Raw genomic sequence first — 11,773 nt, 5'->3', positions numbered from 1 at the left:
TTTTTTTGTTTAAAAAAGGGTATAACAATAGCTTGGAACCAACCTGCGAAGGTTCCCTCTTGAGTTTTTTAAAACGAATCGGATGTAAGAAAAAGGACAAAAAAGTAACGGACAAAAGAGATTATAATATCTTTTGCAACATTAGTAAGTTGTTAAGAATGAGTGGATTTAATTTGTATTTTTCATGCGCTTTTCTGTTTTTTTTAGATTATATATATGTCATTGTTTTCTATCTTGAATTTCAGGTTATAGTGTATACGCAATATGTTCATCATCTCTTGTATGGAAATCAGTTTAAATTGTCCGGTGAACTTATCGTTCACAAGATTTTCTTTATCATAGTGTATAGTGACTCCATACCATCTTTCCATACGTTTGAAAACTTCCGTCAACGGTACGGCATTGAATGCCAGTATGCCTTGTTTCCATGCCAGTTCCGAGTCCTCCTCCATAATGGAAATGTTACCTTTCTGCTCATTTCTGGAATAGACGAATTTTTGTGACGGAGTCAGATAAACAGGTTTGGACGGATAACCGTTCATGGTCAGTTTGACTTTTCCTTCTATAAGCGCCGTTTCTACAATGTTTTCATCGTTGTAAACAGAAACATTGAAAGAAGTCCCCAATACTTCCACATCGAAAACGGAGGTCTTTACGATAAACGGTTTTTCTTTATTGGGAGTAACTTCAAAGAATGCTTCTCCTTCAAGGGACACCTCTCTCAATTTCCCGTTAAATTCGGGGGTATACGTTAATTTAGACTCACTGTTCAGATGAACGATTGTCCCGTCCGGTAACGTGATACCGGCACGTTGTCCTCTGTTGACGGATACGATATTGGGTATTTGTTTATAATGGTCCATCTCATGGTAGAGATAAACGGTGGAGAAAATCAGGATCGGTATCAGCAGAGAAGCGGCAACGGTAGATACCCGCTTCAGCCACATCCGTCTGAGATCTTTCTTTATCTCTTCGTCAATGCGTCTGCGGGTACGCTCTTTAGCGCTGGGAGGCATAACGTGAATATTCATGTCTTTCTGCCAGCATTCATCGAGCATATTCGGGATGCTTCTGTCGGAATCATCCTGAATCTTTTGCTGTAGCTCCTTGTATTCTTCTTCGTTGATGCTACCGTGAATATATTTTTCGAGTATATTATTATTTTTCTCCATAATCGATCCTGTCCGTTTATAGGTAGTACACAGAAACGGCAAACCTGTAACATGCGTACTTCCTGTTATTAATATTTTTTAAGTATTACCATTGATTCATGAAAAGAATAGCAAAGCAAAGGCCTGTCTTGATAAGCTCTTCTCTGAGTACTTTGAGTGCACTGCTTAGCTGATTTCTCACAGACTGCTCGGAGATGTCGAGTTTTAGGGCGATCTCCTGGCTGGATAGCCCTTCTTCCCTGCTCATTTCAAATATCGTTCTTTGCCGTTTGCTCAGTTTGTCTTTCGCCTGAAGAATCTGTTCGTTCAGTTCATGAAAGTTAAAGTCGTTCTCGGTAGTGTTTGCACCCTCTTCGGCAGCGTCCAGTTGTGCAGTATATTCGTCATAAGAGAGCAGGGTAAGCCTGTTTCTGAGATCATTCAGAAATTTGTTTTTGGCAATGGTGAAGAGGAAAGAACGAAAAGAATATTCGGGCGACAGATGTTCTCGCATTTGCCAGATTTTCAGGAAAACCTCCTGAACAATCTCTTCCGCCATTTCGGACGAATGTGTCAGGTTATAGGCAAAGCCATACAATCTGTCGGCATAAAGATCGTATAGTTTGTTGAAGTCGGCATGCGATCCTTTTCGGAGACCTAAAATGTATTTTTCATCCATAAAGAAGAGGTGTTTTTAATAGTGGTGCCAAAGTTAGAGAAATATATGATAAAGAGAATTGATTCGATTGAAAAATATTAGGCGGGTATATTTTACAAATAAAAAAAGGTATGTCCGGTCATTGTAGGGCATACCTTTCTCAAAACACGTATGGAATCTATCTATTGCACTTCAAAGATAGACGTTATTATATTTTCTCTAACACAAATATAGTGACTTTTGTGTGTATAGTTTGCCTTTTCCCGATTTTCTGTTCAAAAAGGCTGGAATTTTGAGTGTTTCTCATGTTGGGAAGATGGATATGGTCAAGCAATTAATAAGCTGATGTCGGATATTCAAGTATAATAATGAATAGAGAAGGATAGATATTCTTGTATTGTTGAAAATCGATTTCTTAATATGCAAAACATGGGGATGTTTTATACCACAACATCCCCATGTTCAGAATCACAACATCCCCATGTTTTGGACAAAGACATCCGGATGTTGTGATAAAGTATCTTTTGTATGGTTATAATGGATCTTTGATCATTTTCTGTACCAGTTCCGGGTTGTTTGTCGTGATGTAATCGGCACCGTGATCGATGCACCATTGTATTTCTTCGGGTTCGCTTACCGTCCAGATATTGACTTCGAGTCCTGAATCATGGAGTTGCTTTATCCATTCGGGATTCTTTTTGAATACGTTGATGTGATAGTCGGCTCCTGTTCCTCCGATTTTCTTTAATACGTCCGGTGCTACGCCGTTCAGATAGAGAATCGGGCAGTTGGTCTGTTTCACAAGTTCATCGAAAGCATTTCTGGAAAAAGTAATGTAGGAGGTTCTTGTTTCCAGTTCTTTGGCTTTTACCAGGTCGAGTATCATTTTTACGGCTTCTTTTTCATGTTCCCTGTTTTTATGGGGTTTTATTTCCAATACCAAGTCTATCGTAAGGCGTTTGGCAACGTCGAGAAACTGATCCAATGACGGTAGGTATTCTCCGTTTTTCAATTTCTGATTCAGAATGGTGTCGGATGACGTGGTTTCTATTACGTAACTGTTTATATGATCGTCATGGTTTACTACCAGTTTTTTATCGGCTGTCAGCCATACGTCGAATTCGCATGCGTCGCATTGGATGGAGTCGGCTTTTATCAAGGCACGGATGGAGTTCTGGGCCGAGCCTTCGATGTCCCAATATCCCCGGTGAGCCACTACTTTGGGTTGGGCATTTACGGTAAGAGTTACGAGGATTCCCATCAGACAGATGAATACAAGTTTTCTTTTCATGATATACTGAATTTTGAAGTTATTTTTCGAGTGAGATAATTACACTTCCGGGAGAATGGCAGGAAAGGCGGAGTGAGTCTTTCTTCTTTTTGATTTTCGCATGGGAAGTATTTTCTATGATGCTAACTTTTCCATAGGTTGAATTTGGAGGGAGAGAGAGCCGGAAACTGCCTTTGACGGGGTTGCTGAAAAAGATGACCCTTTTCCCGTCGATGAATCCGTCGTAAGCAAATGCAGACCCTGTATCGAGCAACGGGGTGGCTATCCAGGTGTATACCCCGCTCCACGAATCATGATGACCGATGGTTCGGAGGGTATTTCCGATGAGCTTGTGATAACATTTAGTCCAGGAATTACCTATGAAAATCACGTCATCATCGGGGAGCTCATCATGTGTTCCCAATCCGCGGTGAAGGAGGAAAGAGGATTGAAAATACAAATCGCCTTTTTCGATGAACCGGTTGAACCGGGGGAAATCTTGCTTTTTAAACCGGTTTGTCTGGTGTATGTTGGTCCAGAAAGGATACTTTCCTAAGGGGGTGAGAAGCTGGTTTTCATCTTTGAACATGGATTGCATTCCGTAATATTTGGTTATTATGACGGGAGTCCGGTTGATGTAGTCGTGAGATAAATCGACCTGGATGCTGTTGCCCCTTATCGTGTAATTTACGTTCTCAATACATAGCGTATCGGTAAAATAGGTCTTATCTCCGGTCTGTTCTGCGCTTAGAGGATTGAATATCCGGTTTTTTACTTCCAACTTTATTATTTGTGCTTTCAAGAGGGTGTCGGAGGAAATGCTTTGTCCGTCGGCATAGAGTTTTATCGAGAAAGTCTCGGCTGTTTGGGTCTTTTCGTCCGTAAACAGATGGTTGCCGCCACACCAACCGCCGCCCCGGATCTCAAATGGGCCGATATTGTCACTGTATGCTTCATTTACGACCGTAGTACCGGTAGTGCCGGAGGTGACGGAAACACGGTAAAAAGTGAATAAATCATTTGCCATGCACTTTTTGAACCAATAGTTTATTTCGTGATGATCGTCGATTTGAGAAGACACATACACATTCTCTCCTGCTTTTCTGATCGTGCAGAGTTCGTTGTGAGACTGCATCGACAGGGGGGAAAGCAAAAAGAAAATGAGTATGAGCCTGTTCATAGCTTTATTTATTAGGTCGATGATTTAATCTATTCGGTTAGCGTCTCCTCTATTTTGTCAGTGCCTTTATGCTTCTGCGGGCAACGATGTGGCGTGCCAGCCGATCCATAATCTTTTTATCTTCCGGAGAGGAGGAATGGTATAAATCCAATAGCCCTTTGCTGCCGGTGTAGTAGGCTATAGCCGAAGTCTCAAAAACATTGTGGTCTTCGAATGCCTTGATATATGCAAGCATCCTGTCATAAGAAGAATCCTCACAGTCATAAAGGGCCTTGCTGTCGCATTCGAATTCCATAGCCATGCCGTGACGCAGGGCGAGTTCACAGGCTTCGTCCAGACGCGAATCGGGGATGTCTTTTGTAAAGAAATGATTGGGCTGCTGATAGGCGATGTCGAATCCTAATTCTTTCCACTGATCGTATCCTTTCGCTTTCCAATAAGGAATCCAGACAAATTCCTTTTTCTTGGCATGGATGTACTGACTTACGTATTTCGGGAGATCTTTGCAAGTGGCAATATCCTCGTCCACCCAATAGAAACCGGATAATTCCAGATTCTTATATTTGGCCTTTTTGAAGCGGCTCATCAATTGGTCTATGTACCATTGGGCAGCTTTTATCTGATCGGCTTGCCGGTTGAAATCAAGGGGAGTTCCGTCTATCGATCCCCAGTCTTTTTGTTTGGACAGGGGAATGGCGACTCCTAAAACAACCTTATGCTTGAAGCGGGGTTTCCCAATCTCTTTTTTCTCTTGTTCGATGCATTGATCGAGAGCGTCCAGTGCTTTCCCTTTTTCAAAGATTCTGTCGAGAAGCCATTCCCATTCCGTTTTCCGTGCCTGTTTTTTGGTATATCCGTAGGCATAAGTGGAGCCTTTGCCATCGGCAAACTCGAGGAATAAAAAGCCGTCGAACAGCCATTCTTTTGTACCGTCGGCAAACTGGTGGGTGACGTATGGGACAAACTGGTCGGGTGTCCAGTCGATTCTTTGCACGCCTCCTTGATAGATGAGTGCCAGATCGCGGATTTTATTGGTTTTGTACTTGCTTCCTTCGTTTCCTCCGGCTTCTGAGGAGTGGAAAGGGACCATGAGAATGAGCGCTGTTAAGAGGTATAGAATCTTTTTCATGTTTAATAATTTTGTTTTTTTAGAGCCTGTTTAAATTTTGCTCAGTATTATTTTGAGAGTTATTTTTGAGGATGTTTTTCTGTTTTTATGAGGAGGATAGCGGGCTATCTGACGAGTAAAAACAGGAAAACAGATCGAAAATAAACTCAAAATAAACTGATAAAAACTTTTAAGAGGAAAATTTAAACAGGCTCTTTAATGTTACTAATTTTTTTATTTGTAAAATAGGGATTATTAGACTATCAGCGAACGGTTACCTTTCTGGTCTCTCCATCGACTATCACTATGTAAATGCCGGACGGACATTGAAAACTCTTCCTGTTTTCGCTGACCAGTATGCCGTTGGCGGTATATATCCGGATCGATTCGGGATCTCCCGATATATACAGTTCTCCGACACCTCCTGCAACGATGACATCGGTTTTAGGAGGATCGGGCGTTTCAATGCCCACGCCCCGGCTACGTCTGTTCAGGATGTGGCCGGCAATCCTGTCCAGAATAAGCGTATTCTCGATAGAGTTTGAACGGTACATATCGAGGATTCCCTTGGTTCCCGAATAATAGGCAATGGATGACTCTTCGAAGACGCCGTTGTTTTCGAAAGCATTGATATAGCTTTCCAATCTGCTATAATAAGAATCCTCTTTTTCGTATAGCACGTTGCTGTCGAACTCCATTTCCAGTCCCATTCCGAATTTTCGGGCAGTGTTGCAGGCTTGATCCAGCCGGATGTCGGGTATGTCCTTGCTAAAGAAATGGTTCGGTTGTAGGAAAGCGGTATCGAATCCTAATTTTTTCCATAAGTTATATCCGGATGCATTCCAATATGGAATCCAATAGAAGCGTTTGTCCAGTTGATGAATGTATTCGCTGACATCTTTAGGCAGATCTCCGCACTTGGCTGTACTCTCTTCGAGCCAGTAGAAACCTGTCAGTTCCAGATTGTTGTAGGTTTCTTCTGCAAATCGTTCCATCAGTTGGTCTATATACCATTTGGCGGCTGTTATCTGATCGTCTCTGTTTGTGAAATCCAACGTCTTCCCATCAAGACTTCCCCAGTCGGTTTGACCGGTGATGGGCGATACGACTCCAAGTACAATTCGGTGTTTGAATGACGGCTCTCCGATGATCGTTTTGTAATGCTCGATACACGAATTTAAGGCATCGAGAGACTTACCCTTTTCGAATACTCTGTTCAGCAACCATTCCCAGTCGCTTCTTTGGGCATTCCGTGTTCCGTAGCTGGAACCGAATGCTATCTGCCAGCTATCTGTAAATTCGAAAAAGAGAAACGAGTCGAAAAACCATTCCATACGACCATCGGCAAAAGTGTGGACCACGTAAGGACGCAGTTCGTCTTCCGTCCACTCGGGTCGATGGTTACCGCCCTGATAAATGAGGGCCATATCCGAGACTACATCCGTTTTATAAGCAGCTGTTGCCGTACTTGCACCGAGGAAAACGGTAATGACCGTAATGGCGAGTGTGATATATGTTTTTTTTAAAGTTGACATCATTTCTTTTTATGGTTTATGGCTTTTTTTAATATAGGTAATATTGCGTCGACGTATTGTTCGAATCCACAATCGGTGAAATGGATACCGTCGACAGTCGATTCGCCGTTGGCGGAGATTAATGACCTCCCTTTCACCAGATATATTTTTTTCAGTCCCTGCTTTTTCAGTGATGAAAAGGCTTGGTTCATAGCATCGTTTTTGTCCTTAATCTCTTTGGCCATTCTAAGGTCGAACTTAGAATGGGGGAAAATGGGGTCCTCGACAAATATCAAAGGGACGTCCGGATGCTTTTCTCTCAGTATCCGTACAAACTTTTCCGTTTTTTCCAGAATCTGTTCGGGAGATGCATTCGGCACATAATCGAGCACGTAAGCGGATGCATCCACATGGGCCATCATCTCTGCCACTTCATAGTCGATGAAAGCATTGCCACTGAATCCCAGGTTGATGGTTTCTACGTTTAGTTTTCTTCCTATCAGGTTGGTGGCAGCCATTCCGGGACGTGAGGCACAGGCTCCTTGCGTAATGCTGCTTCCGTAAAATACGATGGGTTTTCGGGTATCGGGGTAGGGTAACGAAGGCTGCCCGATGTGAGACGGTGCAGCGACTCCGATCTGCAATGAATGAATCCCGTCGTACAGGGGAAGGTAGAGCATATATTCACGCTCGGTGGCATCCATGCCGGATATGATCTGCCATTGATTGGTTTTACCCGAAGGTTGCGCACTGTTCATAAACCGCCATTTGCCATCGATAAAGCAGTAGAGGTCGAGTCCCTTGATACCGACCGGTGCCATGTGTTTCATGGAATTGTTGAACGTATTTTCCCATTTCACAGCGATCACGGGCGAGTCGGAACGGAAGCGTACTGCAATTCCGGCGGCATTCTGTCCTAAGTTCCATACCGCTTCCCGCGTAGTTGGTTTCAGGAAATAGGGAATACGGGAAAAAAACGGCAGGGAATCGGGGTATATCTTTCCGATAACCGGGAACCGGACGGCATCGAAATATGTCAATGAGTCCGCCCCGGAGGTACCGGACGCCTGTGTGGTACTTCCGAAGAGAATGAGAGTCGATAGACATACATATAGAAAAATCAATGCCAAGCGTTTCATCATCCGGTTATTTTAAGGGAAATTTCATGACGTTTATTTTCTCTACCGGGCGAAGTACATTGTTTACTTTCCAGGTTCTATTTTTGCTGATGTTGAGAGGAAGCGTAGCTCTGAAATCCTTGCTTGACGCGCCGAAAGAGAGCGTATATTCCCCTTTGGATGTAAGCCATTGCGAGTTGGCTTCATCAAATGAGGCCAGATCGTAATCGGTAAATTCAAGTTTTACCGTTTCGCTTTCCCCCGGCTTTAATTCCCGTGTTTTTCCGAAAGTTTTTAGCTCTACACTTGGTTTTTGGATGGAAGTCTGCGGGGCGGAAATGTATAATTGTACGGTCTCTTTTCCGGATACGTTTCCTGTATTGGTTATCTGGATGGTCGCTACCCATTTTTCGTTCTTTCTTTCGAGCTTCGGTTTGCCGAAAGAGAAATTCGTATACGACAATCCGTATCCGAAAGGATAGACGATGGCTTTATTGGCCGTATTGAAGTAGCGGTAGCCTACCCAGATATCTTCTTCGTAATTAGTATAATCGAAGTTTTTGCCGCTTTTGGTCTCTCCCACCATCGGGAAGTTTCTGGAGGAAGGAATGTCGAAGTAGTCTATCGGGAAAGTCATCGGAAGTTTGCCGGAAGGATTTGCTTTTCCGCTGATTACATCTGCTATGGCATCTCCGCACTCCTGTCCCGGAAACCAAGCCAGCAGTATGGCATCCGGTTCATCCTTCCAGGAGTTCATCTCCATGACCCCGCAAACGTTCATTACCACCGCTACCTTTTTTCCTGCAGCGTGAAATTGGGAAGATACGTTTTCAATCATGAATTTTTCTTCGGGCGTAAGGTAAAAGTCACCTTCCAGTCTGCGGTCGGACTCTTCGCCGGAACCCCTGCCGATGACGATGAGTGCGATGTCGGAATTTTTAGCTTCCTGCCCGATAATGCTTTCCGCTTTTGACAGATCCATTTCGGCGATTACCGTCCGGTTGTATGATAGTTTCTCCCAGTCGGTGCTTTCCGGATGTTTGTCGAGAAGGTCATTCTGAAATTCCACGAATTTTGTATAGAGTCCTTTCAATCTGTTGCTTAGTGTATAACCGCCCTTTTCGAGTCCGGTAGATATATCTGTGATATGAGCTTTGTTTACGTTGGAAGATCCGGTACCTCCGGCAATGGACTTGTATGCAGTGGCACCGAACAAAGCTATTTTCGCGCCTTGGGATATGGGGAGAAAGGAACGGTCGTTTTTCAGGAGCACCATTCCTTCGGTAGCGATACGGCGTGCCAATGCTGCATTTGCAGCAAGGTCGGGAGCTTCATTATATTCCCATCCTTTGTTAGAGATGGATTTGGAAATGAGTTTCAATACGTACTTCACACTTTTGTTTAGAGTGGTTTCGCTGATCCGGCCGTTTTTTACTCCGGCTATTATTTCATCTACCTGAGATTGTTCTCCCGGCATCATCAGGTCTGTTCCGCCATTGAGTTGGTCGGCAGTATCCCGTTTTTTATACCAATCGGTTACAATCAGACCGTTATAATTCCATTCGTTCCGGAGAATCGTCCGGAGCAGTTCCGGATTGGCTTGTGTATATTGCCCTCCTATTTTATTGTAAGAACCCATCACGGTCCACGGATCGGAGTTTTTGATACATATTTCGAATCCTTTGAGATAAATCTCACGGATGGCACGTTGGGAGATGCGTGCATCGTTGTAGAGTTTACCTGTTTGCTGATTGTTGGCAATAAAATGTTTCAGGCTCGCTCCGATTCCTTTGTCTTGGATTCCGTTGATCATGGCTGCGCCCATTATACCGGAAAGATAGGGATCTTCGGAGAAATATTCGAAATTGCGTCCGCAAAGAGGGTTGCGCATAATATTGATGCCCGGTGTGAGTACGATGTCGACACCGTAGGCCAGAGCCTCATCACCGATTGCATTACCTTCCAGCCGGGCTATGTCCTTGTTCCAAGTGGCGGCCAGTGCTGTGGTCGAGGGGAAACAGGTGCAATAAGAAGTATACGGTTTGTTTGGTAGGACAGGAGTGATTCGTACTCCTACCGGACCATCTGCCAGATTGATGGAGGGAATACCCAGGGAATCGATCGGAAAAGTATATCCTGCAGATCCTGCAACTATATGGCTGACTCCTTTATCACTACCCGGACATCCTACTAAAAGCCGGGCTTTTTGTTCCAGAGTGAGTTGGCTGACAATATGATTGATGTCTTTATCGTTGTAGTGTGGCTTACTGCCGTTGCCGGCAAAGAGATTGCTGACAGAAAAGATGAGTACATATAAAAGGGGTATGATGGCCTTGTGCATGGTGTGGTAAATGTCTTGATTTGTTCTATGTAACTGGTGCTATTTTTATGAAAATGTAGAAAGAGCCTGTCTGAATTTACTTTCGGATGATACCGGTCGGAATTTGAACAGGCTCTTGAAATAAAAACCTTTTATTTGACTATTACTTTGGTTGCATTGTTATCGGTTTTGACAATATATGTTCCCGGAATACATTTCACGTTATTCTCATTACGGCTGATGAGAATACCGCTTATGGTATAGACTTCGATAGAAGCAGGTTCACCTTCAATTGTAATTTCTCCGGTACCACCGATAACGGTTGCTTTAGGAGTTTCTGTTTTTTCAACACCGGTATCTGTACCAACTGTGAATGAATATTTTGCAATGTATCCGTTAGGATAATACTGATAAATATAGGCTTCGGTTTCGCTGACAGCTTCTGCTGTCAGATGATTTCCATAAAAAGCATTGTTTGTATACATGGGATTACCATCATCTTTTTGTTCCGAATACTTGGTTGCTATTCTTACATCTGCATCACTGTCTTCTATTTCAGATGTAGCTTTAGTAGCCAATTTGGATACGGTGAAGCCGTCGGCATTGTTATCGCCGGAAGGATATACGATGTAGTCTTTACCTCCTAACTTGAAGATGTAGAACCCTGCACATCCGCTATGGCGGGGAGTTATATAGTAAGACTCATGTGACCAGTTACCGTCATCATCTAACGCTAACTTTTGGATGGAGTTACAATTTGTTTTATTATATAATGGACTCAGAATAGCTAAGTCTTCGCCATTTTCCCAACTGGATATTATCGTGGTGGTAGCAAAATTTCCCGATACTCCGAATGGGCTTTCATAAGTATAGGTGTACGTATTGGCTACGTCTTGTTGGCCGTTTATGATTGGTATTTCAATCAGTTGAGGATACCATGCTGTACCCATATACAGGAGACCGCCAGTCGTTTTGTCGAGTACGTTACCTCTGACATGTCCCCAAAAGTCGAGACGCCCCGGTGTAATTCCGCTTAATGGAATATCTATTACGTCTGAACCATCTGCAGGAATAATTCTCAGTTCGTTTCGGGTACTGACATAATTGGTGTTAAAAGTTCCAATACGCACAATGATGTTTCCCGCATCGTCAAATGTAATATTGGTTCCTTCTCCGGAAGGGATGTCTGTTATTTTCCCGGTTTCATCCCATACCTCAATTTGTTTGGTGTCTTTGTTTTGGAGATAGAATTTTCCATTCATACCGAATCCTTGACGTGCACTTGTGTGTAATGGAGCGACGTCTGTATTCATCCATAGCAACTTAAGATTTGAATCCATAGAAGACTTCGCATCTGCAATAGAAGGAGTCAAAACGAACATGCCGGTTAGCATGATCGTTGCTGTAAGTAATTGTTTTTTCATCATTTTTGAAATTTAAGTTGAACAATAGAA

General features: G+C 43.2%; 9 protein-coding genes. All 9 read right to left on the bottom strand.

What is annotated here, in order from left to right:
• Positions 1–203: 203 nt before the first annotated feature.
• Complete coding sequence (locus tag HMPREF1532_RS09055) at positions 204–1,172, bottom strand: FecR family protein (protein ID WP_005928016.1); 969 nt, start codon at positions 1,170–1,172, stop codon at positions 204–206.
• A gap of 85 nt (positions 1,173–1,257) precedes the next feature.
• Positions 1,258–1,830, bottom strand: coding sequence for an RNA polymerase sigma-70 factor (locus HMPREF1532_RS09050; RefSeq protein ID WP_005928013.1), 573 nt, complete (start codon positions 1,828–1,830; stop codon positions 1,258–1,260).
• 511 nt (positions 1,831–2,341) lie between these two features.
• Entirely contained in the window at positions 2,342–3,100 is a 759-nt protein-coding gene (locus HMPREF1532_RS09045) for a glycerophosphodiester phosphodiesterase family protein (RefSeq protein WP_005928011.1), read from the bottom strand.
• 19 nt (positions 3,101–3,119) lie between these two features.
• On the bottom strand, positions 3,120–4,259 hold the full coding sequence (locus HMPREF1532_RS09040) for a hypothetical protein (protein ID WP_005928009.1): 1,140 nt from the start codon (positions 4,257–4,259) through the stop codon (positions 3,120–3,122).
• 49 nt (positions 4,260–4,308) lie between these two features.
• A complete protein-coding gene (locus HMPREF1532_RS09035) occupies positions 4,309–5,388 on the bottom strand; it encodes a DUF4855 domain-containing protein (protein WP_005928007.1) in 1,080 nt (359 codons plus the stop codon).
• A gap of 242 nt (positions 5,389–5,630) precedes the next feature.
• Positions 5,631–6,905 (bottom strand): DUF4855 domain-containing protein, encoded by a 1,275-nt coding sequence (locus HMPREF1532_RS09030; protein ID WP_229103642.1) that lies wholly within the window; start codon positions 6,903–6,905, stop codon positions 5,631–5,633.
• On the bottom strand, positions 6,902–8,020 hold the full coding sequence (locus tag HMPREF1532_RS09025; protein ID WP_005928003.1) for an SGNH/GDSL hydrolase family protein: 1,119 nt from the start codon (positions 8,018–8,020) through the stop codon (positions 6,902–6,904). Before HMPREF1532_RS09025 ends, HMPREF1532_RS09030 begins: the two co-directional genes overlap by 4 nt.
• A 7-nt stretch (positions 8,021–8,027) precedes the next feature.
• Positions 8,028–10,340, bottom strand: coding sequence for a beta-glucosidase (locus HMPREF1532_RS09020; RefSeq protein ID WP_005928001.1), 2,313 nt, complete (start codon positions 10,338–10,340; stop codon positions 8,028–8,030).
• A 131-nt stretch (positions 10,341–10,471) separates the two neighbouring features.
• On the bottom strand, positions 10,472–11,746 hold the full coding sequence (locus tag HMPREF1532_RS09015; RefSeq protein WP_224203606.1) for a hypothetical protein: 1,275 nt from the start codon (positions 11,744–11,746) through the stop codon (positions 10,472–10,474).
• Positions 11,747–11,773: the final 27 nt, after the last annotated feature.

This window comes from Bacteroides salyersiae WAL 10018 = DSM 18765 = JCM 12988 (genome assembly GCF_000381365.1).
Lineage (GTDB): Bacteria > Bacteroidota > Bacteroidia > Bacteroidales > Bacteroidaceae > Bacteroides > Bacteroides salyersiae.
Note: the sequence above shows the minus strand (reverse complement) of the source record. Positions and strands in the feature narration are given on the sequence as shown.

Coding starts and splice junctions, on each gene's coding strand:
- HMPREF1532_RS09055 (WP_005928016.1), bottom strand. CDS start 1,172: ATGGAGAAAAATAATAATATACTCGAAAAATATATTCACGGTAGCATC.
- HMPREF1532_RS09050 (WP_005928013.1), bottom strand. CDS start 1,830: ATGGATGAAAAATACATTTTAGGTCTCCGAAAAGGATCGCATGCCGAC.
- HMPREF1532_RS09045 (WP_005928011.1), bottom strand. CDS start 3,100: ATGAAAAGAAAACTTGTATTCATCTGTCTGATGGGAATCCTCGTAACT.
- HMPREF1532_RS09040 (WP_005928009.1), bottom strand. CDS start 4,259: ATGAACAGGCTCATACTCATTTTCTTTTTGCTTTCCCCCCTGTCGATG.
- HMPREF1532_RS09035 (WP_005928007.1), bottom strand. CDS start 5,388: ATGAAAAAGATTCTATACCTCTTAACAGCGCTCATTCTCATGGTCCCT.
- HMPREF1532_RS09030 (WP_229103642.1), bottom strand. CDS start 6,905: ATGATGTCAACTTTAAAAAAAACATATATCACACTCGCCATTACGGTC.
- HMPREF1532_RS09025 (WP_005928003.1), bottom strand. CDS start 8,020: ATGAAACGCTTGGCATTGATTTTTCTATATGTATGTCTATCGACTCTC.
- HMPREF1532_RS09020 (WP_005928001.1), bottom strand. CDS start 10,340: ATGCACAAGGCCATCATACCCCTTTTATATGTACTCATCTTTTCTGTC.
- HMPREF1532_RS09015 (WP_224203606.1), bottom strand. CDS start 11,746: ATGATGAAAAAACAATTACTTACAGCAACGATCATGCTAACCGGCATG.